Below are 22540 nucleotides of genomic sequence, written 5' to 3' on the forward strand. Positions count from 1 at the left end.
CGCGTCCACCTCGACGTCGGGCGGCCCCCAGCGGGGACGAGGTCGACCGGGACCGATCCATCCGCGGCCGGCCGTCCGCCACCCCCGAGGAGCTGGCGGGCGGCGGGCCCGGAGCCGACCGGGGCGCGGCTACCCTCGGCGGTATGGACGCCTCGGAAGCCACCCGACCGGAGGGCCCCGTCGGCTCGGCGGGCCTCGCGGAGCTCGTACGGCTGCTGGACCGGCGCGGCGCGGTGGTGCTCAGCGGCGCCGGCCTGTCCACCGAGTCCGGCATCCCCGACTACCGCGGCGCCACCGGCCGCCGCCGCAGCGGCACCCCGATGACCTACCAGGAGTTCACCGGCAGCGAGGCCGCCCGGCGCCGCTACTGGGCCCGCAGCCACACCGGCTGGCCCGCCTTCGCCCGGGCCCGGCCGAACGCCGGGCACCGTGCGGTGGAGCGGCTGCGCACCTCGGGGCACGTCACGGCGGTCATCACCCAGAACGTCGACGGGCTCCACCGCGCGGCCGGCACCCGGGAGGCCGTGGAACTGCACGGCGGGCTCCACCGGGTGGTCTGCCTCGACTGCCGACGCACCAGCTCGCGCGCCGAACTCGACCAGCGCCTCGACGAGCTGAACCGGGGCTTCCGCCGCCCCGGGGCCGAGCTGCGCCCGGACGGCGACGCGCAGCTCTCGCAGGAGCTGGTGGAGGGGTTCCGGGTCGCGCCCTGCGCGGACTGCGGCGGAGTGCTCAAGCCGGACGTGGTCTTCTTCGGCGAGAACGTGCCCGCCTCCCGGGTCGAGCGGTGCTACGAGCTGGTGGACGCCGCACGGTCGCTGGTGGTCCTCGGCTCCTCGCTCACGGTCCTGTCGGGCCTGCGCTTCGTCCGCCGCGCCGCCCGGGCGCAGCTGCCCGTCGCCATCGTCAACCAGGGCCCCACCCGCGGGGACGACCTCGCCGCGCTCCGCCTCGACCTCCCGCTCGGGACGGCCATGACCGAGGCGGCCCGGCTGCTGGGCGCCGCCTGACCCGAGCCGGCCGCGACCGTCAGCCCGCCGGCTGCCAGAGCCGTCCCGGCACCCACAGCGGCGCGGGCCCACCGCGCGGCATGACGCGGGCCGCGTTCTGCTCCAACCACCGGCACACCCGCTCCGGATCGTTCTCGCACAGCTCGACCAGGGCGGCGGCGGCGATGCGGGTGCAGCCGAGCACGAGCGCGAGGGTGTCCTGGCGGCGGTGCCGCTCCCGGACGTACGCCTCGACCCGCTCCTCGAAGCGCTCCTCGACCCGTCGGACGTAGGACGGGTCGTCCCCGGCGGGCAGCGCCTGGACGCCGTGCCACACCAGGGTCAGCGCGCAGGGCTCGGCCGGGTGCGACACCTCGTCCCGGCGGGCCTGCTCGCGGGCCTCCGCCGAACGCTGCCCCAGCCACTCCAGGGCCGCCGACTCGTCCCCCGCGCAGGACCGGACGACCAGCTCCGCCGCGCGTCCGGCGACCGCCCGCAGCGCAGCCGCCGCAGGCACCCGCAGGCCGGGCGCGGCCGGGTCGCCGAACGCCAGCCAGGCGTCCGCGAACGAGGCCGCCCGCAGTCCGCCCACCCACGCCGGTGCCCCGCCCGCGGCGCCCAGCCACTCCTGCGCGCCCAGCCGGACCAGTCCGACGGCGACCAGGTACGCCGCGTCCCCGTCGAGCCCCGACGCCCGTCCGTTGCGCATCACACACCACCCCCACCAGCGGTCATCACCCCGTGTGCGCACATCACATCACACCGGGATGCGAACCAACTAGTCAGGGCCACGTCACAAAATGAGCCGATTCCGGACGTCCGGAGGGTGCCTGGCCGCGGCGGCGGGGCGACCGACCGGGGGATGTTGCCGCGGGCGCGACCGCCGATCGCGGGTGACGCACAGTCAAGGGTGTTCTGCTGGCGGGCAGGCGATCTCGCCACCCCCGTCGATCAAGGAGAGACCATGTCCCGCCTGCCCGGAGCGGCCCGCCGCTCACCCCTCCGCCCGCTCCACCGCTCGCCCCGCACCGGCAGGGCCGCCGGCGCCGTCTCCGCGGCCTGCGCCGCCCTCGCCCTGCTGGCCGTGACCCCCGCCGTCGCCGTCGCGCCGCCGCTGTCCAACCCCAGGATCGTCGCCCACTTCGACCTGGACAAGGGGCAGCAGCCCGAGAACATCGCCCTCGAACCGGACGGCTCCGCCGACCTCACCCTGTCCTTCGCCCGGCAGATCGGCCGGGTCGACACCGGCGGCAACCTCACCGTCCTCGCCACCCTGCCCGCCCCCGCCAAGCCCGCCACCCCGCTCATCGGCGCCGCGGTCGTCACCGGGATCGCCCGCGCCCACGACGGCACCCTCTACTTCGGCTACGCCACCGGCACCGAGGACCTGAACGGCATCTGGCGGCTCTGCCCCGACGGCACCCCCGAGCGGATCGCCGCCCTGCCCGTCACCGGCTTCCCCAACGGACTCGCCCTGGACGAGCACCACGGCCTCCTCTACACCGCCGACTCGGCGCTCGGCGTCGTCTACGCCGTCCCGGCGGACGGCGGCACCGCCACCACCTGGTCCGACGACGCCCTGCTCAAGCCCACGACCGCCTTCGGCGCCAACGGCCTCAAGCTGCACCACGGCGCCGTCTGGGTGAGCAACACCGACACCGGCAACCTGCTGCGCATCCCCGTCGGCGGCGACGGCGCGGCCGAGCCCGCCGAGGTCCGTGCGAGCGGGCTCGCGGGCATCGACGACTTCGCCTTCACCGGGCACGGCGACGCCCTGATCGCGGCCCTCAACTCACCGACCGAGGCCGTCTACGTCGCGGGCGACGGCAGCCACCACACCGTCCTCACCGGCGCCGACGGGCTCTCCAACCCGACCTCGGTGGCCGTGCGCGGCGGGACGGTCTACGTCCCGAGCGCGGCCTACTTCACCCGGACGGACCCCAACCTGCTGCTCGCCGACCTGCAGCGGTGACGGACCCGCCGCTCTAGGGCCCTCGCCCGGGGCTCCCGCCCGGCCCTCGCCCGGGGCTCCCGCCCGGCCCTCGCCCGGGGCTCCCGCCCGGCCCTCGCCCGGGGCTCCCGCCCGGCTCCCGCGCTCCGGCGTGGTGGCCGGGCGGGGCTGTTCCGGGGGTGCCCCGGGGTGCGGTCGGGAGGGCGGGGTCGGCGTGCCAGGCGGTCGGGCGAGGGGGTGGCGCCGTACCGTCTGCCCATGATCGTCGGTCTGCTGTCCGCCCTCCTCGCCGCGCTGCTCACCGGTTCGGCCACCGTGCTGCAGGCGGTCGGCGCCCGTCGTGCCGCCGCCGCGGGCCCGCAGGCGGGGGAGGCGGCCGCGCTGGCCGGGGCGCTGCGGCAGTGGCCGTTCCTGGCGGGGGTCGGGATGGACATGTGCGGCTTCGCCGCCGAACTCGTCGCCCTGGAGCGGCTGCCGCTCTACGTGGTCGAGGCGGCACTGGCCTCCGCGCTCGCCGTGACGGCGGTCGGGGCGGCCCGGGTGCTGCGGGTGCGGTTGCGGCGCAGCGAGTGGGCCGGGGTGGTGGCGGTGTGCACTGGGCTGTTGCTGCTGGCGCTCACCGCCGGACGGGACGGCCACGGTACGGGTGACGACGCACTGCGGCTGGGGGTGCTGCTGGTCGCGGTGGCCCTGGTCGGCGCGGGCTGGGCGGTGGTGCGGTACGGCGGCGCCCGGCGCGCCCCGCTGCTCGGGCTGGTGGCGGGGCTGCAGTTCGGGGTGGTCGGGGTGGGGGTGCGGGTGCTGCCGGAGCCGAGGCTGCCGCAGCTGCTCGCCGAACCTTCGGCGTACGCGGTCGCGGTGGCGGGGATCGGCGGGTTCGCCGCGCTGACCTGGGCGATGCAGCACGGCTCGGTGACCTCGGCGACGGCCGCGATGGTGCTGGGGGAGACGCTCGGGCCGGCGGTGGTCGGGGTGCTTGTCCTCGGCGACCACACCCGGCCGGACCTGGCCCCGGTCGCCGTCCTCGGTTTCCTGACTGCCGTGGTGGGTGCGCTGACCCTGGCGCGTTTCGGCGACGCCGAGCAGCCGGCCGCCACGGCCTGAGGCCCGGAACGGGGCCGGGCGGCCCGAGGAACTCGGACCGCCCGGCGGTGTGGTCGGGCCCAGGCTCCCCGGCCGGGCGGCTTCGACGCTCAGTTGTCGTCGGCCGCCGTGTCGCTGTCGGCCTGGGCGGCCGCGCTGTCGGCGGCGTCGAGCTTGTGCTGCATGTCCTGGACCTGGCTGGTGTCGGCGGCTCCGGGGGCCGGGTGCTCGGCGGGGCCGCAGGCGGTGAGCAGGGCGGTCCCGGCGAGGACGAGCGCGGCGAGGGGGCCGGTCGGGCGGCGGGTCACTTGGAGTCGCCCTGGTCGTGGGCGGCGCACCAGGTGGCGACGGACTTGAGGTCGTTCTGCCGGGTCTGCAGGGTGGTGACCAGGCTCTTGCGGGCGGTGAGACGGTCGTTGAGGAGCGTCTCGATCTCGGTGTGGCCGGCGGCCTTGGCGTTGGCGGCCCGCTGCTGCAGGCGGGCGACCGAACCGGCGGTGGTCGCGTCGCCGTTCAGCCGGGTGAGCGCCTTGGTGACGCGCTGCTCGGTCTTCGGCAGCCGCTTGCAGACGGACTTCGCACCGTCGCCCGTGGGCGTGGACCCGGCGTGCGGTGCGGCGGACGGCGAGCCGCCCGCTCCGTCGGCCTGGGCGGGGACGGCGGCGAGCAGCGAACCCGCGAGAGCGAGGGCGCCGAGGGCGCCGAGAGCGGTGGCCCTGCGGCCGGCGGACGTGCGGTGGGCGGACATGGGCGTCCCTTTCTGCCGTGGACGGTCTCGGACACCGGGCGGGCAGGCGCGTCGCCGCGCGGCACGGCCCGGCGACGACCCGGCTACGGCCTGGCGACGTCCGGCCCGGCCCGGTCGCCGGGAGCGTAGGACGGCTTCTTGTGGATTCCCTGTGGAACGGGGAGCGCGGCGAGGACGCCCCGCTCAGACGTGCCTAGCCCGTGATCCAGTCCCGCCGCGCCGGGAGCCGTACGGTCGGCGCGTCGGTGTCCGGGAGCGGCAGGCGGACCTCCACCCGGCACCCGGTCCCGCCGGGCGGTTCGGTGATCCGGACGGCACCCCGGTGCAGCGCGGCCTGCTGGGCGACCAGGGTCAGCCCGAGCCCCGAGCCCGGGCTGTCGCGCCGACGGTGGAAGCGGTGGAAGACCGTCTCGCGCTCGTCCGGCGGGATGCCGGGCCCGGCGTCGTCGACGGTGAGCAGCGCGACCGGACCGGCCGGGACCAGCCGGACCGTCATCCGGGCCGGCTCCGCCCGCCCCGACCCGTCGTGCCCGTCGGGCCCGCCTGGCCTGGCACTCCCGTGGACGGCGGCGTTGACCAGCAGGTTGACGAGCATGATCCGCAGCCCGGGCTCCCAGCCGAACACCCGTAGCTCCGACGGAAGTTCGACGGTGATCTCGGCCCTGGGGTGGCGGCGCCGGGCGTCGGCGGCGGCCGCGTCGGTGAGTTCGGCGAGGTCCACCGGGCCGAAGGAGTCGACCTCGACCAGATCGCCGCGCGCGAGCGTGCCGAGCGCGGTGAGCAGGTCCAGCAGCCGGGTGTGGTCCTCGCGCAACTCGGCGACGATCTCGGCCCGTTCGCCGGACGGGAGTTCCGGGTGGGCGGCCAGCACGTCCAGGTTGGTGCGCAGGCTCATCAGCGGTGTCCGCAGCTCGTGCGAGGCGGCGGAGGAGAAGGAGCGCGCGGTCTCCAGGGCTTGGGCGGTGCGTAGCGCCTGTTGGTCGTAGCGGGAGAGCAACAGGGCGAGGGCGGCGGCGAGTTCGTCGACCTCGGCGGTGCCGGTGCGCTCCGCGCTGAGCGCGGCACGGTTCGGTTCCGCGCTGCCCTCGCCCTCGCCGGTGCCGTTGTCGGTGCCGGGCGCGGGAGGTGCCGCGGGGTCGAGCTCCGCCGCCCGGCGGCTGAGCCGGCGCAGCGGTGCGGTGGCGCGTTCGGCGAGGGCGAAGCCGATCAGGGCGGAGACCGGTGCGGCGATCGCGGCCACCAGCAGGACCCGTCGGCGCACGGCCGCCGTCTGGCTGCCGGCCAGTCCGCCGGGCTCGCTGATCCAGAGCGTGCCGCTGCCGCCGTTCGCCCCGGTGCCGGAGACGCGGACGGTCAGTACCCGCCAGGCCGCGCCACGGTCATGGACGGTGGCGGGCCCGCCGGGCGCGGTGGGGAACGCCTGGTCGTCGGCGGGCTGCGGGCCGACCGACAGCAGCACGGTGCCGTCCCCGGCGGTGACCCGGACGCCCGAGTCCAGCGCGGCGTCCAGCACCTTGCGCTGCTGGTTCTGCTCGGCCTTGGAGCGGCCGCGGGCGTCGGCGGAGACCAGCGCGCGCACGCTCGGCAGGACGGCGGCCGCCCGGTCGCCCAGCCGGGCGTCCTGCTGGTGCCGCAGGTCCCGGCCGACCAGCGGCAGCAGGAGCAGCCCGGCCAGTGCCACCAGCAGCGGCACCACGGCGGCGGCCCACAGGGCGATCCGGGTGGAGAGTCTCACGGCGGCCGCTACCCGTTCCCGCCGGGCAGCCGCAGGACGAAGCCGACGCCCCGGACGGTGTGGATCAGCCGGGGCCGCCCGTCGGCCTCCAGCTTGCGCCGCAGGTAGCTGACGAAGGTGTCCACGGCGTCGCTGCGCACCTCGAAGTCGTACCCCCAGACCCGCTCCAGCAGCAGCTCGCGGGAGAGCACGATGCCGGTGTTCCTGGCGAGTTGTGTGAGAAGCTCGAACTCCCGCCGGGTGAGCCGCAGTTCGCGTCCGTCGAGGTGGGCCTGTCGGGTGGCCGGGTCGATCGTCAGTGGTCCGGCGTGCACCCGGTCGGCGGGCTGCGGCGGTCGGCGGCGCAGCAGGGCGCGCAGCCGCAGCACCAACTCCTCCAGGGCGAACGGCTTCACCAGGTAGTCGTCCGCCCCGGCCTGCAGGCCGGCCACCCGGTCGGCGGGCTCGTCCAGCGCCGAGAGCATCAGCACCGGGATGTCGTCGCCCCGGGCGCGCAGGGCCCGGCAGACCTCGGCGCCGCTGAGCCCGGGCATCGAGACGTCGAGCACCAGGACGTCCGGGGCGGTCGGTAGCGGTGCGGTCGGTACCGGGGCGTCCGGTGCGGCGGGCACCAGCCGGGCGAGCGCCGTCTCGCCGTCCTCGGCCAGTGCGACGGTGAAGCCGCTGAGCCGCAGCCCGCGCTCCAGGGTGCGGCGGATCGCCGCGTCGTCGTCCACCACCAGGACCCGGCCACCGCCGCCGGGGCCGTCCCCGCCTGCGGGCCCGTACCCGTGCATCGGCTCCTCCTCGCGTCCGGGCCGCCGACTCTCTCACACCCTCCGGTCGGGGCTGCCGCGGGGGTGCCGGGCGGGGGCGGGCAGGGCCGCACGGCGGAGGGTCAGCCCGCGTCGCCCCGCAGGTGGGCCAGCACCGCGAGGACCCGGCGGTTGCCCTCGGCCGGGTCGAGGTGCCGTCCCCGCTCCGCCCGTCGCTCATGCTCTGCCCGCCCCTGCCCCGCCCGTTGCCGCCCTGCCCACTGCCGCCGCCGAGGAGCAGCTGGGTGGCGTAGGCCGTGGCCACGTACTGGGAGAGCACCAGGACGGGCAACCGCTCGTGTCGGGCGCGCAGTTCGAGTGCCGCCCTGAGCCCTTCGTCGCGGAAACCCGGCGGCATCCGGACGTCGGTGATGACGATGTCGGGCCGGTGCTCGTCCACGGCTTCGGCGAGGGCCCGCGCGTCCCCGACCGCGGCGACCACCCGGTGCCCGCTGCGGTCGAGGATCTCGGTCAGGCCCGCCCTGAGCAGGACGGCGTCTTCGGCCAGGACTACGCGGAGCACGGGACCTCCACCCGGAGCTGGGCACTCGGCGCCGTCACGTTCGCCATCCTGGGTGTGTTCGTCGGCGCCGGTGAGTACGCCACCGGAATGATCCGTACCACGCTGTCGTTCACCCCGGCCGCCACCGGGTGCTCGCCGCCAAGGCCCTGGTCGTCTTTGCCCTCACCTTTGCAGCCGGCGTCGTCATCGACGCCGCCGCCTTCGCGGCGTCCCAGGGCGTCCTGTCCCGCGACCACGTGGGCCGTCCGCTCCACCGCCGGCGCCATCGGTGGTGGGGTCTCCGGGCACGGTCGACGGTCCTCTGGTGTTCCGGTACGGCGTCGATAACATGAGTACTCCTCGCATTATCGTCAGGAGGCTTCATGTCGGACCGCTACGACCTGCCGGCGGGATTCCGCTGGGGTGCCGCCACCGCCGCCTACCAGATCGAGGGGGCGGTGGACGAGGACGGGCGCGGCCCGTCCGTCTGGGACGTCTTCTGCGCCCGCCCCGGCGCCGTCCGGGACGGGCACACGGGTGCCGTGGCCTGCGACCACTACCACCGCTATCCCGAGGACATCGCCCTGATGAAGGGCCTCGGGCTGGACGGCTACCGCTTCTCCATCGCCTGGCCCCGCGTTCTCCCCACAGGCCCGGGTGCGCTCAACCCGGTCGGCCTCGCCTTCTACGACCGTCTGATCGACGCCCTCCTCGAGGCCGGCATCACCCCGCTGCCCACCCTCTTCCACTGGGACCTGCCGCAGGCCCTGGAAGACGAGGGCGGCTGGCTCAACCGCGACACCGCCTACCGCTTCGCCGAGTACGCCGCCGTCGTGGCCGACCGGCTCGGCGACCGCGTCCCCACCTGGATCACCCTCAACGAGCCCTTCGTCCACACCGTCTTCGGCTACGCGCTGGGCACCCACGCCCCGGGCCGCACCCTGATGTTCGAGGCCCTGCCCGCCGCCCACCACCAGCTCCTCGGCCACGGGCTCGCCGCCTCCCTGCTCCACGAACGAGGCCTGGAGGTGCTGCTCTCCAACAACCTCACCCCCGTCGAGCCGGCATCCCACTCGCCTGAGGACGCGGCCGCCGCCGCTGCCTACGACACCCTCCACAACCGGCTGTTCACCGACCCCGTCCTCCTCGGCCGCTACCCCGACCTCTCCGCCCTCGGCGTCCCCGACGACATCTACGGCGCCGTGCGCGACGGCGACCTCGACCTCATCCACACCCCCGGCCTGGACGGCCTCGGCCTCAACTTCTACAACCCCACCCGCATCGCCGCCCCCACCGACCCCGCCCTCCCCTTCGACCTCGTCGACATCCCCGACGTCCCCCACACCGCCTTCGGCTGGCCCGTCGTTCCCGACGCCCTTCGCCGACTCCTCCTCCAACTCCGGGACTTCTACGGCAAAGCCCTCCCGCCCATCACCATCACCGAGAACGGCTGCTCCGTCGCCGAAGCCACCACCCCCGACCAGCCCCGCATCGACTACCTCGCCACCCACCTCGACGCCCTCGCCCAGGCCGTCGCCGAAGGCATCGACATCCGCGGCTACTACACCTGGTCCCTCCTCGACAACTTCGAATGGGCGGAGGGCTACCACCAGCGCTTCGGCCTCGTCCACGTCGACTTCGCCACCCAGCGACGCACACCGAAGGCCTCGTACGCCTGGTACCGCGACCGGATCGCCGCCCATCAGGCAAGGCGCGTGCGGTAGTCGGGCTCTGGGCTGGATGCGGCACCCGTTGGGCTCGACTCAGGTCCGGTGGGGCTTTGCGAGTATCTCTGGGGGCTGAACACCGTGCGAGGCGAGAAATGACAGGGTGATCGACAGGTCGGACGGTCTTCGCCAGTGGTTCGGCCGGAGGCCCGATGACCGCGCATCTTCCGGAGGTGCCCGTGTACCTGCACCGGCTGGTCCTCGGAGCCCCTTCTAGACTCCGGCGCGCGGATGCCGGGGCAGGGCTGCGGCGAGCTGGACCAGGGCGAGTGAGAGTGCTCGCGCAGACGCCGAAGCCGGCCTGGAAGCCCCGCTCTGGCCCTCGCCACCGGCGTCCTGCTGAGGCTTCTCGTTCGGATGACCCGAGTGCCCGGCGGCGGGCACCCGGGCGAAGGCGGGAGCGAACGGGAAGACGAACGCGGAGGACGAAACGGATGAAGCCCGTGGCCCTGCCCAGCTGGGCCGCTTTCGCCTGCGCCGCCCTCACCCTGCTGACGCCGGCCCGGTGCGGCGGGAGACGGTTCGAGCAACGCCAGAGGTGTCGGTCCGGTTCACTGCCAGAGCTGGTCGAAGGTGTGGATGGCCTGCTGGGCCGCCGGGGCGAGGGTGCTGGTGGTGGCGGGCGAACCGGCCGGCTGGAGGAGGTGGGTGACGTCGGGGAGGGTGACCAGGCCGGGCCCGCCGGTGCCGGCGGACTTGAGGGCGCTGACCAGCGGGCCGGTGGTCGAGCACGGCACCTGGGTGTCGGCGGTGCCGCAGGTCACCATCACCTTGGTGCTGGAGGGCAGCTTGGCCGCCAGGTCCGGCGGGTACACGGCGTCGTCGGTGCGAGCGAAGGCGAGGTTGGCGTTCAGGCTCTGGAACACCGTCGCGATCGGCCCGGGCAGGCCCGTGGCGTCGGCGGGGTTGCCGGCACGGATGCTCGACACCCCGTTGGTCACGGCGGTTTTGACGGTGGGGGCCTGGGCGGAGCTGAGCTGCCCGGCCGAGACGGCGGCGTCCACCTGCTGGTCCACCTGAAGAGTGACGAGGTCGAGCAGTCGCTCGTCCTGGGGCTCCAGCAGCGCCAGCCCGGCCACGGCCGGATTCGCGGCCTGCTCGACCTCGAGGGCGATCATTGCGCCCTCGCTGTGGCCGGCGATGAGCAGCCGCTGTGTGTCGACGCCGGGCTGACCGGCGAGGAACTGGTAGGCGGTGGTGGCCTGTTGGACGAAGGAGTTCAGGTCGAGGCCGCCCGGGTTGCTCGCGTAGGTGCCGAGGCCGGTCTGGCCAGTGCCGTACTTGTCGTATCGCAGGGTCATGATGCCGTCGTCGCCCATCTGCTGAGCGATGTCGGCGAGGGTGTCGGGCGTCAAGTGCGGGGGCTGGTTGCCGTTGCGGTCCGTGGGCCCACTGCCGGGCAGCAACAGAGCGGCCGGCATCTTCGCACCGGTCGCGTTCGACGGGATGTGCAGGGTGCCGTAGGTGGTGGTGCCGTTGACGACGAAGGACACTTGTTGGTCGCCCGGGGCCGTGGGCGACCCGGGTGAGGACGGGGAGGCCGAGGCGGTCGCCGGGGTCGCCTCGACCTGGGCGGCGGCGCTGACGGCGGCCCGGCCGCCGGCCGGCGTGGGCTCGGGCTTGTCGCCAGAGCCGCAGGCAGTGGTCAGGCCCAGCGCGGTGAGCAGAGCGATCGCCGAGGCCAGTCGGACGGTCGGACGGTTCGAGGGTGCGGACAGATACATGGGTTCACTCCTGGGATGGAGATCCATCGGTCGACAGCGGACAGCCGCGTCCTCAGAGGTCCGCAGCTGCCCGGACCTGCGCGACCACAGCCTCCGGGTCCGGGACGGCCACCAGGAGCACGTCGAAGTCGCCCCCGTCTTCCGCCAGTTCGATGCGTACGGCCCGTCGGCCCCGACTCGCCAGGACGAACTGTCGTCCCTCGGTTGAACTTCGCCAGGTCCCGGCCTTGACGACGCCCGGAACGCTGGTTCCCGGCGCGCGCAGGCCGTGTGCCGCCGTCAGCGGCTGATCCTCCACCGACACCGAGCGGATGGTGGCCAGCGGCACGGCGATGTCGCTGTGCATCGCCTCGATCCGCTCCCACGCCGTCAGACGCACCACCAGTCGGCCCGCCTCGGTCAGGATCTCCGCCATGCTCGTACCTCCGCCGCATTGTCGGGGGATCCAGGGATTACCACCCCGTTGGCCCCGGGTGCGCCACCGACACCACGCGACCACCCCAGTCCACCGCTGAATGGGTGGATAGGCCGATGCCCGGCTGGTCGAACTTGATACCGACGGTGATCTTCTTACCGCTCATGCCGCCGCCGGAGCTGCAGCCGGCAGCCGTCAGGGACAGCACGAGCGCTGCGGAGGCCCCGACGGTCACCTAGCGAAGCTTCATGGTGCTCATCCCTCGTGGCCGGGCGTGTACTCCTCCACGATCCGTCCATCTGCGATGAACACCACGCGATCCGCAGCCGAACGGGCGAATCCCGCCCGCTGATGGGCGCCAGAAGGCGGCGGGTGCCCGGTGGTCGTGTGGTCCGGGAGGGCGAGCCGCGGGTGCCGAACGTCGTGGTCGACAGCCGGCCTGACCGGCCCGTCGCCGATCGCACCGGCAGCGTGCTGGACGCCGCTCACACTCAGGCGTTGGGCATTGCGTCACGCCGACCCGGTATGTTCGGCGCCGGCGTGAGGCAGCACGGGACCGAAGGCGGCTCGGACGTCGGCCATCGTACGGCCGACGTCCCGGACGGCCTTCGGGAGATGGCGTGCCAGTGCCTCGACCAGTCTCCGGATGTGACTGTGGTCGACGTGCCGGGTGAGGGTGAAGCGCAGGCCCGACTTCCTGAGGGGGACGACGGGGAAGGACGTCTGGTTCACATACAGCCCCTCGTCGATGACGCGACGCACCATGGCGTAGCTCACCTCGGGCCGGCCGAGTCCGAGGTAGTAGATCGGTGTCCGGGGGTCGGAGACGACGGGAAGGCCGCAGGTGGTGAGGAGCTCGTTGCAGTATTCCCGGCGCTGCGCCAGTTCCGTCTGGAGGGCTTCGATGTGGTCGGACAGGTGGATCCGCGCGGAGGCGATCGCGGCTCCCAGCATCGGGGGCGGCAGCGGGTGGGAATACATCAGCGGTCCGCCGTTGATCTGGACCTTGTCGAACAGTTCCTCTGTGGGGAACACGGCGACGCCGCCGATGGTCCCGAAGCCTTTGGCGAGCGTCGTGGCGAGCACCACCCGGTTGCTCAGGCGTCGGCCCAGCTTCTCGAAGACGTAGCCCGCGCCGTGTCGCCCGTACCAGCTCATGCCGTGGGCGTCGTCGGCGTAGAGGTGCAGCGAGGGGTACGCCTCCATGAGCCGGACGAGGTCGTCGATCGGCGCCACGTCGCCGAACATTGAGTACACGCCGTCGATCAGGTACCAGACCCGCTCGCCGGTGGCCTGAGAGTGCCGGAGCCTGCGTTCGAGTGCGTCCAGGTCGTTGTGCCGCACCATCGTGAGCCGGACCCCCTGCTGCCGCACGAGTTGGGCGGCGGTCTGGACGCTGAAGTGGACCTGCTGGTCCAGCACGGCGATGTCGCCGGCCTCAAGCAGCGCCGGCAGCACGGAGATGTGGCACAGCGACGTGGAGGAGTACACGAGCACCGGGTGACCTGCGTACATCTCCCTCAGCAGTGCTTCGAGTTCGAGGTTCAGGCCGGAGGCCACATACGACCGGGAGACCGAGAACTGAACGCCGAAGCGCTCGATCGCGTCGACGGCTCCACGGCGGATCCGCTCGTCCTGTTCGAGGGAGAGGTAGCCGCAGGTGCCGAAGTTGACCAGATCCCTGCCTCCGATCCGCAGGTGCGTGCCCGGCCGCGCGTCGAGCTCGGTCGCCAGATGGCTGGTGCCCCGCCTCCTCGCCTCGGCGATCAGCTTCCTGGCGGTGTCGGCGGAGCTCTGGTAGGGCACAGTGGCCATGGCGTTCCCCTCAGACCATGCGTCGGTCGGACTATGAGACAAACGCCATGGCGGCATGGAGGTTACGCGGAATCCAGCCCGGATCCGGCGGCATGCCCGGTCGGCTACCGCCAAGCCCACGTGACCGGCAGGTGATCTTCTTCCATGGGATGCGGACCGCGGGCGTCCTGGGGCGCCCGCGGTCCGCTGCTGTGACTAGCCGACCACTGCCGGGGAGCGGGGCGCCTCGGCGGCGGCCTCCGGCTGGTAGGACTCGGCGTGTCCTTCAACGTGGAGGTGGGGCAGGCGGCGGTCCAGCCAGGTGGGCAGCCACCAGTTGCCGCGGCCGAGCAGGTGCATCACGGCCGGTACCAGCAGCAGTCGGACCAGCGTGGCGTCGATCAGGATCGCCGACCCCATGCCGACGCCGATGACCTTGATCGGCAGGTCGGGCGCCGGGACGAAGGCCGCGAACACGGCGACCATGATGGCCGCCGCCGCGGTGATCACCCGCGCGGTGCCCGCCAGTCCGCTGACGATGGACTCCGCGTTGTCGTCGGTGCGCAGCCAGGCCTCACGCATCCGACTCACCAGGAAGACCTCGTAGTCCATCGAGAGGCCGAACAGGACGGCGAAGGTCAGCACCGGGACAAAGGCCGGCAGCGGGGTGGGGCTGTCGATGCCGATCAATCGGCCGGCGGTGCCGCCTTCGAGGACGAGGGCGACGACGCCGTACGCGGCGCCGACGGAGAGCAGGTTCATCACAGCGGCCTTGAGGGCGACGGCGAGGCTGCGGAAGGCCACCAGGAGCAGGAGCATCGACACCGTGACCACACCGCCGACCAGCAGCGGGATGCGGCGGGCGATGTTGTCGGTGCTGTCGATCGCGCTGGCGGTCGCCCCGCCGACGTGCACCCGGACGCCGGGGCCGACCGCAGCCGGGATGACGTGATCGCGGAGGTCGCGGACCAGGGTCTTGGTGGCGCTGGACTGCGGACCGCTGTCCGGGACGACGGTGAGCAGCAGCGAGCGGCCGTCGGAGCCGAGCACCGGAGGGGTCACGGCCGTGACGCCCGGCACCGCCTTCAGTGCGGTGGGCAGCGAGGCTGTCGCGTCGGCGGGGGTGCCCGGCGCCAACTCGGCGACCAGGACCAGCGGTCCGTTGCTGCCCGGTCCGAAGCCGGCGGCCACCGTGTCGTACGCCAGCCGGTTCGAGCGTCCGGCGGGGTCGTTGCCCGCGTCGGGGAAGCCGAAGCGCACACCGAGGAACGGCGCCGCTAGCGCCAGCAGGACGACGACCCCGGTGACGGCACCGAGGACGCGGTGCCGCTCGACGAGCCTGCTCCAGCGCAGCCAGCCGGCGCCCACCGGGCGCTCGCCCTGGGCGGCGCGGCGCTGGGGCAGGGGCAGCCGGAGACGCTCGATGTGTCGGCCGAGGTAGCCGAGCAGGGCGGGGAAGAGAGTGGCGGACGCGGCGATCACGACGAGCACGGAGAGGATCGCCGAGACCGCGGCGCCGCGCATGAACGACAGGCCCATCGCGAACAGCCCGAGCATGCTGACCACCACGGTCATTCCGGCGACCACGACCGCGCGGCCCGCGGTGTCCAGCGCGGCGACCGTGGCGGCCTCGGGTTCGAGCCCCTCGGTGCGCCACTCGCGGAACCGGGTGACCAGCAGCAGCGCGTAGTCGATGCCGACGCCGATGCCCAGCATCGCGGCGAGCGAGGTCGACCAGTCCGGGACCGGCATGATCGCGGCGAGGACCGGCAGCAGGGCGCTGCTGACCGCGAGCCCGCCGAGCGCGGTGAGCATCGGCAGGCCGGCGGCCACGACCGAGCCGAAGGTGATCACCAGGATCACGGCGGCGGCCGCGATGCCGATGCCCTCCGAGCCGATCGCGCCCTGCTCGGCCTGCTGGACCGTCATGCCGCCGAGGTGGACGCGCACGCCGCCGTCGACGGGGCGGGCGAGGTCGAGCAGCCGTTGGGTGTCCGCCTTCGGCATGTCGGGGGCGGCGGCGACGTCCAGGTGGATCTGCCCCAGGGCGGTGCGGCCGTCGGCTGACACCTTGCCGCGCGGGCCGTACGGGTCGTCGATGCCGCTGACGTGCGGCACCTCGGCCATCCGGGCGAGCAGGTCCTTGACCCGGTCGCGGGTGTCGGCGTCGGTCACGCTGCCGTCGGAGGTCAGCACCAGGCTGATCGATTCACCGCCCAGCCCGGGGAAGTCCCGTGCCAGCAACTGCTGGGCCTGCTTGGAGTCCGAGCCGGGCGCGGAGTAGTCGGCGCTGTACTTGGCGCCGAGGCCGGCCGAGAGGCCGAAGGCCGCGCCGGCGGCGAGCAGCCAGAGCAGCACCGTGCGGCCCCGGTTCCGGAAGCTCCAACCGGCTATTCGGCCGAGCGGCCCGGGCCTGTGCGGCCCGCTCTCCCCGGCGGCTGTCCGCCGATCCTCGCGCAGTCCCTGCGACATGTGGTCCTCCGTACGTTGTCAGGGGCCCCGTCCCCCGGCAAAGCGTTACGCTTCATAACGCGTCTTATGAACCGTAACGTTTCCCTCGACGGGTACGGATTGTCAACGCGGTGACTGGCACAGCGAGCCGATGGAGATGTGATGACGGGTGGGACGACCGATGAGAGCGGGGGGCGGAGCCGCCGTGAGCGGCTGCGCGCCGACACCGTGGAGGAGATCAAGCACGCGGCCCTGTGCCTGATCGTCGAGCGCGGCGCCGCGAACCTCCGCTTCACCGACATCGCCCGCAGCATGGGCATGACCCCGCCCGCGCTGTACCGCTACTTCGCGGACCGGGACGACCTGCTCACCGCCCTGGTCGCCGACTCGTACGACAGCCTGTCTGACGCGTTGACGGCGGCCTGCGAGACCGTGCCGGTGGACGACCGGGACGGACGCTTCGTGGCCACCTGCACCGGCTACCGCACCTGGGCGCAGCGGAATCCGGAGCGCTTCGCCCTCATCTTCGGCTCCCCCGTGCCCGGGTACGCGGCCCCACCGGACGGACCGACCGTGGTGGCCGCCCGGCGGGCGATGGAGCACATGGCCGAACTCGTCGCCGACACGGCCGAACGCGGCGGGCTCGGCAGCCCGCTGGTGCCGGACGCGGGGGAGGCCCTGATGCTGGCCTGGGCCACCGTGCACGGCTTCGTCACCCTTGAGGCGTACGGCCACTTCCACGCGCTCGACCAGGACGCGCGGGACCGCCTCTTCGCAGTCCAGGCGGGCGTCGCCGCGCGCACCGCGGGCCTGTCGCCGGCCGTGGACCAGTGGTGATCAAGGCCCGCACGGCAGACGGCCATGGCTTGGGCGGAGGACGGGCCCGGGACCTCATCAGCCGCGCAGCCGCCCGCGGCCATCCCCGGAGGTCGCCTGGTACCGCGACCTGATCACAGCCCACCGGGAGTCGTGGAAGCGGTAGTCGGGCGTGGGGGGAACTGGTCCGTGTCGGGTCGGATCCTCAGGCTTTCCCGTACTCGTCGTGGCGGCGCAGCCAGTGGGTCTCCTCGCCCTCCTCGTGGCGGCCCAGCGGCGTCCGGTCGAGGAGGCCGTAGTAGGCCATGGCGGGCTCGAGGCCGCGCGCAGTGGTGACGTACGTGCGGTGGACGGTGCCGTCCGAGCGCGCGTAGGCGCTCAGCCCGGGCCCCTCGGTGACGTATCCGAGCACGTCCGTGCCGCAGGCCTCGGCCATCTGACGCACGGTCGGGGGGATGTCGCCCTCGAGGAACGGCCTCAGTTCCTCCTCGGTGTACTGGAATCCGAGGTCACGGTGGAAGTCGCTGCCGCCGGCGGAGACCCAGTCGAAGCGCCAGCCCATCCGCTCCCGGTAGGCGAGGAGCTTGTCGACGGGCGCCCGCGAGGAGCAGATCAGCGTCACGTCGCGGGCTTTCAGGTGGACCGCGTTGGGGCTGAGGGTGTCCGCGATCGAGGAGCAGACCGGGCATCCGGCCTCGTAGGGCGGGCCGAACATGAAGTGGTAGACGAGCAGCTGCGAGCGCCCGTCGAAGAGGTCCGCGAGCGACTTGGTCCCGTCCGCGGTCTCGAAGCCGTAGTCCTTCTCGACCGGCACCCAGGGAAGCTCCCGCCGCTTCCGCGCGAGCTCGTCACTTCGCCGGGTGAGCTGCTTCTCCTCCGCCAGCAGTTCCGCTCGGGCCGCCTCGAACTCGTCCTGCGTGCCGATCCTGTGCTCGGGCATGGCCTTTCCCTCCTGTGTGGGAGCAGAACACCGCGTCGCGGCGTGCGGCACCCGCGGTGGCAGCCGACGGCGCGTGCCTCCGGCTACCCGTTCGGCCGTACATCCACCGTACGCGCGCGGCGGCGGGCCCGGTTCACGGTCCGTGCCGTCGAAGGACGGCCCCCGGCGGCCGGGTGCCCACCGGAGCCCGGGCCGTCCGTTCACTCGCCCGGTACCACGTTCGACAGCGGCAGGCCTTCGAAGAAGGCCACCGCCTCCTCGCGCCGGTCCGTCGGCGGACGACCGTCGTCGCCCCGCCTCCGGAGCCTGCTCGGCAGGAGTGTTCAGGGCCGCCCGGGCCAGTATGGGAAGGAGGCCGGCCGCTCACTCACCGGCTCGAACGAGGTCTTGTGACGGGCATGTCGTGGCAGGCGGCGGCACGGCCCGGGCGGGGAGCACCGCACCGACGACACCGTGCTGCTCCCCGTCCGGTCCGTCCCCGGTGAATCACGACGGGAAGGAGGCGGTTTCCGTGGCGCGAACCCCCCTGCTGGCCGTACGCGGCATCTCCAAGCGGTTCGGCGCCGTACAGGCACTGAGCGACGTCGACCTCGCCATCGAGGAGGGGGAGGTGGTCGCGCTCGTCGGGGACAACGGTGCCGGCAAGTCCACCCTGGTCAAGGTCGTCTCCGGGGTGTCCTCGCCGGACAGCGGAGTGATCGAGTGGGAGGGGCGGAGGGTCGACCTCCGCAGGCCGCTCGACGCCCAGAACCTCGGCGTCGCCACCGTCCACCAGGACCTGTCGCTGTGCGACAACCTCGACACGGTCGCCAACATCTTCCTCGGCCGTGAACTGCGCAGATTCGGCATCCTCGACGAGATCGAGATGGAGAAGCGCTGCCGGAGGCTGCTGAGTGCCCTGTCGCTCCGTCTTCCCAGCCTGCGCGTCCCGGTCGGCTCGCTCTCCGGCGGTCAGCGTCAGACCGTCGCCATCGCGCGCGCGATGATCGGCGAGCCCCGGATGGTCATCCTGGACGAGCCCACCGCCGCCCTCGGGGTCGGTGCGACCGCGGTGGTCCTGGAGCTGGTCGAGCGCCTGAGGGCCCGGAAACTCGGCGTACTGATCGTCAGCCACGACCTGGACAACGTGCGGGCGGTCGCCGATCGGGTGGTGGTGCTGCGCCTGGGCCGTAACGGAGGCTTCTTCGACACCAGGTACGCCACCCAGGAACAGATCGTCTCGGCCGTCACGGGCGACCACAGCACGGCGGTGACCCTGCAGCAGAGCCTGCTGCCGCACGGGCTGCCCGAGCAGGACGCTCTGGACGTCGCCTACCGCTACCTGCCCGCGCAGTCGGGCGTCGGCGGGGACTGGTTCGATGTCATCCCCCTGTCGGGCACCCGCGTCGCGCTGGTCGTGGGGGACATCGTCGGGCACGGTGTGCACGCGGCCGCCACCATGGGCCGTCTCAGAACGGCCGTGCACAACTTCTCGATGCTCGACCTGCCTCCCGACGACCTGCTCGCGCACCTCGACGAACTGGTCAGCCGGATCGACAAGGACGATGCCGCCACCCGTGGCGACCCCGGGATCACCGGTGCCACCTGCCTGTACGCGATCTACGACCCGGTGTCGCGGTACTGCGAGCTGGCCCGGGCCGGCCACCTCCCGCCCGCACTCGTCTCGCCGGACGGCACGGTGGAGTACCTCGACCTGCCGACCGGGCCTCCGCTCGGCGTGGGCGGCCTGCCGTTCGAGACCGCACGGCTGCGGGTGCCCGATGACGGCCGGCTGGTCCTGTACACCAATGGCCTCGTCGAGGACCGGCGCCGGGACATCGACCGCGGACTCGAAATCCTGCGCAGGACCCTGGCCGACGCGCACCGGACACCGGAGGAGACCTGCGACGCGGTGCTCGAGGCGCTGCGGCCCGCGAACTCGACGGACGACATCGTCCTGCTCGTGGCGCGTACCCGCGCACTGCCGGCCGACGGGGTCGCGGAGTGGGAGGTTCCGCCGGATCCGGCCGCCGTGGCAGGCATCCGGGCCGAGGCCGGCCGGCAGCTGGCCAAGTGGGGGCTGGCGGAACTGGAATTCACCACGGAGCTGATCCTCAGCGAGCTGATCACCAACGCGATCCGCTACGGCAGCGGGCCGATCGGCGTCCGCCTGCTGCTGGGCCGCACCCTGATCTGCGAGGTTTCGGACGCCAGCAGCACCGCCCCGCACCTGCGCTACGCCGCGGCCACGGACGAAGGCGGACGCGGACTCTTCCTCGTCGCCCAGTTCGCCGAACGCTGGGGGACCCGCTACACCCCCGATTGCAAGATCATCTGGGCGGAGCAGCGCTACTCGGGTCGGTAGTGGGTCAGCAGCAGGGCGATGTCGTCGGAACGGTGCGGGGAGTTCCTGGCCCTTCGCAGGAGTCGATCGGCGAGTCCGTCGAGGCTCCCGTCGGCCGGATGGACGGTCGGGCTCCCGGCATGGGCGCCGGCCGGGAGGCGAGGGCGCCCGAAGGAGCTCAGGTGGGCCCGGCCGGGCCACTATGGGAGGGGGCGCGCGGGTTCACTGGTCGGCTCGAATGGGGTGCTCGTGATGGGCGTGCCGTGGCATCCGTCGCCGAGGCCCGGGCACGAGGCCGCCGAGGCGCCGGGCAGCAGCGGTCTTGCGGCGCTGGAGCAGATCCTGCGGTCGGCGCCGGACCGGCTCGACGCGCACATCGGCGGCCTCTACCTGCTGTCGGAGGACCGGCAGCTGCTCGAACTGGCCGTGACGCTGGGGGCCGCCCGGCAGTTCACCAGGCCGTGGCAGCACATCGGCGTGACCGCGCCGGTTCCGGTGGCCGAAGCGGCGCGCAGCGGCCGGACGGTGTGGGTGGGCAGCGCGGAGGACATGGCGCGCCGGTACCCGAGGGTCGCGGTCGCCATGCCGTACCCGTTCTGCCTCGCGGCCGCGCCCGTCGTCACACGGCGTACGGTGTACGGGGCCGTCTTCGTCCTCTGGCCCGCCGCGCACCCGCCCGCTATGACGCCGGGCGAGAGCGCGGGGCTCGACGCGCTCGCCGCCCGCCTGGCCGGGGTACTGGCGGAGGCGGCCCGGGCAGGCCGTCCGATCCGAGCGGGCCCGCGCCCTTCGGTGGTGCAGCACCGTGACGCCGACCCCCTCGCCACGATGGCGGCACGACTTCCGGAGGGCATCTGCGACGTCGATCCGGACGGCAGGCTGGCCGCCGTCACACCGGCCGCCGCCGAGTTGCTCGGCGAGCCGGTCGAGCGACTGCTGGGCGCACGGCCGTGGGTGGTCCTGCCGTGGCTACGGGACCCGGTGTACGAGCACCGCTACCGGACCGCGGTGATCAGCGGGCAGCCCACCGCGTTCGTCGCCCTACGGCCGCCGGACCGGTGGCTGTCGTTCGAGCTCTTTCCGGACCCGTCCGGAGTCACCGCGCGGATCGTCGCCGCCGACGGCGCCCACCGCGGCCGGCCCACCGGGGAGCCGGTGGAGCGGGTGGAGCACACGCGGCCCGGAGCGCTGTACCACCTCCTCCACCTCGCCAGCGCGCTGACCGAGGCCGTCAGCGTGCAGGACGTGGTGACCATGGTCTCCGAGCAGATCGTGCCGGCCTTCGGCGGCCAGGCCGTGGCGGTGCTGATGGCCGAGGGCGGCCGACTGCGCATCGCGGGCCACCGCGGTTATCCACCCGGGCTGATCGACCGGTTCGACGGCACCCCGCTGACCGAGCCCACACCCGGGGTGAAGGCGTCCACCAGTCCCGTGCCGGCGTACTTCGAGACGCGGGCGGAGCTGGAGCGGCTCTACCCGAACCGGTACGAGACACAGGACGGGATGGCCGCCTGGGCCTACCTTCCGCTGGTGACCTCGCGCAGGCTGATCGGCACCTGCGTGCTGGCGTTCGCCGAGCCGCACCACTTCGACCTGGAGGAACGCGCCGTCCTCACCTCGCTCGGCGGACTGATCGCCCAGGCCCTGGACCGTGCCCGGCTGTACGACACCAAGCTCGTCCTCGCCCACGGCCTCCAGGAGAGCCTGCTGCCCGGTGCGCTGCCCGAGGTCCCCGGTCTGGAGATCAGCGCCCGCTACCTGGCGTGCACCGAGGGCATGGACGTCGGGGGCGACTTCTACGACCTCATCCGGGTCGGGCCGGACTCCGTGGCGGTGGTGATCGGCGACGTCCAGGGCCACAACGTCAACGCCGCCGCGCTGATGGGCCAGGTCCGCACCGCCGTCCGTGCCTTCGCCGCCGCCGATCCCGATCCGAGCACCGTCCTCTGCCGCACCAACCGCCTGCTGGGCGACCTGGACACGGCCCTGCTGGCGAGCTGCGCCTATCTCCGCGTCGACCTCGCGCGCCGGCAGGCCTGGCTGGCCGACGCCGGCCACCCCGTGCCCCTGCTGTACGGCCCGGACGGCCGGGCGGACGTCGTGGAGCCGCACATCGGCACGGTGCTGAACGTCGACCCCGCCGCCGAGTACCCGCAGATCCGCGTCGACCTGCCAATCGGCACCACGCTGGTCCTGTACACCGACGGCCTCGTCGACAGGCCCGGCACGGACCTCGACCAGGCACTGGCCGACCTCACCGCCACGCTGGCCCGCCATGGCGGCGAACCGCTCGACCGACTGGCCGATGCGCTCGTCGACCGGGCCGGGCACGGAGAGCACCGCACCGACGACGTCGCGCTGCTGCTGATCAGGTCCGTCCCCCGGTGAGCCGGGACGGGAGGGGGACCATGGGTGTATGGCGAAAGACACGGGCTCCTCTCCCGGGGCTCCGGGCCGATCGGGTGGCCGCCGTGGCCGGCGGCATCCGGGCCCGGTCCCGCGGGATCCGTCGGTGCGGCGTCTGCGGTCGGTGTTGAGCATCCGCAGC

18 protein-coding genes and 3 pseudogenes are annotated in these 22540 nt (G+C 73.6%); 8 read left to right on the forward strand and 13 right to left on the reverse strand.

Annotated elements, in window-relative coordinates; all coding sequences use genetic code 11:
* The first annotated feature begins 143 nt into the window (after positions 1-143).
* Positions 144-1010 (forward strand): NAD-dependent protein deacetylase, encoded by an 867-nt coding sequence (locus ACZ3TI_RS31605; protein WP_465732258.1) that lies wholly within the window; start codon positions 144-146, stop codon positions 1008-1010.
* A gap of 19 nt (positions 1011-1029) precedes the next feature.
* On the opposite strand, the gene ACZ3TI_RS31610 is transcribed toward ACZ3TI_RS31605, so the two are convergent.
* Positions 1030-1698: a hypothetical protein gene (locus ACZ3TI_RS31610; RefSeq protein WP_465732260.1), complete on the reverse strand. Its 669-nt coding sequence runs from the start codon at positions 1696-1698 to the stop codon at positions 1030-1032.
* 255 nt (positions 1699-1953) lie between these two features.
* Between ACZ3TI_RS31610 and ACZ3TI_RS31615 the strand changes: the two genes are divergently transcribed.
* Together ACZ3TI_RS31615 and ACZ3TI_RS31620 are read left to right on the forward strand one after the other, a co-directional pair.
* Entirely contained in the window at positions 1954-2961 is a 1008-nt protein-coding gene (locus tag ACZ3TI_RS31615; RefSeq protein ID WP_465732262.1) for an NHL repeat-containing protein, read from the forward strand.
* 237 nt (positions 2962-3198) lie between these two features.
* Positions 3199-4044: a hypothetical protein gene (locus tag ACZ3TI_RS31620; protein WP_465732264.1), complete on the forward strand. Its 846-nt coding sequence runs from the start codon at positions 3199-3201 to the stop codon at positions 4042-4044.
* A gap of 89 nt (positions 4045-4133) precedes the next feature.
* Here the strand turns inward: ACZ3TI_RS31620 and ACZ3TI_RS31625 are convergent, their stop codons facing one another.
* The 6 genes and pseudogenes from ACZ3TI_RS31625 to ACZ3TI_RS31650 form a co-directional block, all read right to left on the reverse strand.
* On the reverse strand, positions 4134-4331 hold the full coding sequence (locus ACZ3TI_RS31625; RefSeq protein ID WP_465732266.1) for a hypothetical protein: 198 nt from the start codon (positions 4329-4331) through the stop codon (positions 4134-4136).
* Positions 4328-4771, reverse strand: coding sequence for a hypothetical protein (locus ACZ3TI_RS31630; RefSeq protein ID WP_465732268.1), 444 nt, complete (start codon positions 4769-4771; stop codon positions 4328-4330). Before ACZ3TI_RS31630 ends, ACZ3TI_RS31625 begins: the two co-directional genes overlap by 4 nt.
* A gap of 193 nt (positions 4772-4964) precedes the next feature.
* Positions 4965-6506, reverse strand: a complete 1542-nt coding sequence (locus ACZ3TI_RS31635; RefSeq protein ID WP_465732372.1) for a sensor histidine kinase — start codon at positions 6504-6506, stop codon at positions 4965-4967.
* Positions 6507-6514: 8 nt separating this feature from the next.
* Complete coding sequence (locus ACZ3TI_RS31640) at positions 6515-7282, reverse strand: response regulator transcription factor (RefSeq protein ID WP_465732270.1); 768 nt, start codon at positions 7280-7282, stop codon at positions 6515-6517.
* 229 nt (positions 7283-7511) lie between these two features.
* Positions 7512-7823, reverse strand: a pseudogene (locus tag ACZ3TI_RS31645) (response regulator); the annotation flags it as partial.
* Positions 7811-8089: a hypothetical protein gene (locus ACZ3TI_RS31650; protein ID WP_465732272.1), complete on the reverse strand. Its 279-nt coding sequence runs from the start codon at positions 8087-8089 to the stop codon at positions 7811-7813. The gene ACZ3TI_RS31650 and the pseudogene ACZ3TI_RS31645, both read right to left, overlap by 13 nt.
* A gap of 96 nt (positions 8090-8185) precedes the next feature.
* On the opposite strand from ACZ3TI_RS31650, the gene ACZ3TI_RS31655 reads away from it, so the two are divergent.
* Positions 8186-9526, forward strand: coding sequence for a GH1 family beta-glucosidase (locus ACZ3TI_RS31655; protein ID WP_465732274.1), 1341 nt, complete (start codon positions 8186-8188; stop codon positions 9524-9526).
* A gap of 554 nt (positions 9527-10080) precedes the next feature.
* Here ACZ3TI_RS31655 and ACZ3TI_RS31660 read toward each other — a convergent pair.
* The 5 genes from ACZ3TI_RS31660 to ACZ3TI_RS31680 form a co-directional block, all read right to left on the reverse strand.
* The gene (locus ACZ3TI_RS31660) at positions 10081-11253 is read right to left on the reverse strand and encodes an alpha/beta hydrolase family protein (protein WP_465732276.1); all 1173 of its coding nucleotides are present in this window, start codon (positions 11251-11253) and stop codon (positions 10081-10083) included.
* A 52-nt stretch (positions 11254-11305) separates the two neighbouring features.
* Positions 11306-11668, reverse strand: a complete 363-nt coding sequence (locus ACZ3TI_RS31665; protein WP_465732278.1) for a hypothetical protein — start codon at positions 11666-11668, stop codon at positions 11306-11308.
* 37 nt (positions 11669-11705) lie between these two features.
* The gene (locus ACZ3TI_RS31670) at positions 11706-11903 is read right to left on the reverse strand and encodes a hypothetical protein (RefSeq protein WP_465732280.1); all 198 of its coding nucleotides are present in this window, start codon (positions 11901-11903) and stop codon (positions 11706-11708) included.
* Between the two features lie 275 nt (positions 11904-12178).
* Positions 12179-13483 (reverse strand): aminotransferase class I/II-fold pyridoxal phosphate-dependent enzyme, encoded by a 1305-nt coding sequence (locus ACZ3TI_RS31675; RefSeq protein WP_465732282.1) that lies wholly within the window; start codon positions 13481-13483, stop codon positions 12179-12181.
* A 195-nt stretch (positions 13484-13678) separates the two neighbouring features.
* Positions 13679-15934: an MMPL family transporter gene (locus ACZ3TI_RS31680; RefSeq protein ID WP_465732284.1), complete on the reverse strand. Its 2256-nt coding sequence runs from the start codon at positions 15932-15934 to the stop codon at positions 13679-13681.
* A gap of 141 nt (positions 15935-16075) precedes the next feature.
* Between ACZ3TI_RS31680 and ACZ3TI_RS31685 the strand changes: the two genes are divergently transcribed.
* Positions 16076-16750, forward strand: a complete 675-nt coding sequence (locus ACZ3TI_RS31685) for a TetR/AcrR family transcriptional regulator (RefSeq protein ID WP_465732286.1) — start codon at positions 16076-16078, stop codon at positions 16748-16750.
* Positions 16751-16934: 184 nt separating this feature from the next.
* On the opposite strand, the gene ACZ3TI_RS31690 is transcribed toward ACZ3TI_RS31685, so the two are convergent.
* Positions 16935-17669, reverse strand: coding sequence for a DUF899 domain-containing protein (locus ACZ3TI_RS31690; protein ID WP_465732288.1), 735 nt, complete (start codon positions 17667-17669; stop codon positions 16935-16937).
* Positions 17670-18012: 343 nt separating this feature from the next.
* On the opposite strand from ACZ3TI_RS31690, the pseudogene ACZ3TI_RS31695 reads away from it, so the two are divergent.
* The 3 genes and pseudogenes from ACZ3TI_RS31695 to ACZ3TI_RS31705 form a co-directional block, all read left to right on the forward strand.
* Positions 18013-18684, forward strand: a pseudogene (locus ACZ3TI_RS31695) (ATP-binding cassette domain-containing protein); the annotation flags it as partial.
* Positions 18685-18897: 213 nt separating this feature from the next.
* Positions 18898-20013 (forward strand): annotated as a pseudogene (locus ACZ3TI_RS31700) (ATP-binding SpoIIE family protein phosphatase); the annotation flags it as partial.
* A gap of 231 nt (positions 20014-20244) precedes the next feature.
* Positions 20245-22380, forward strand: a complete 2136-nt coding sequence (locus tag ACZ3TI_RS31705; protein ID WP_465732290.1) for a SpoIIE family protein phosphatase — start codon at positions 20245-20247, stop codon at positions 22378-22380.
* Positions 22381-22540: the final 160 nt, after the last annotated feature.

The organism is Kitasatospora sp. NPDC023120, assembly GCF_055560835.1.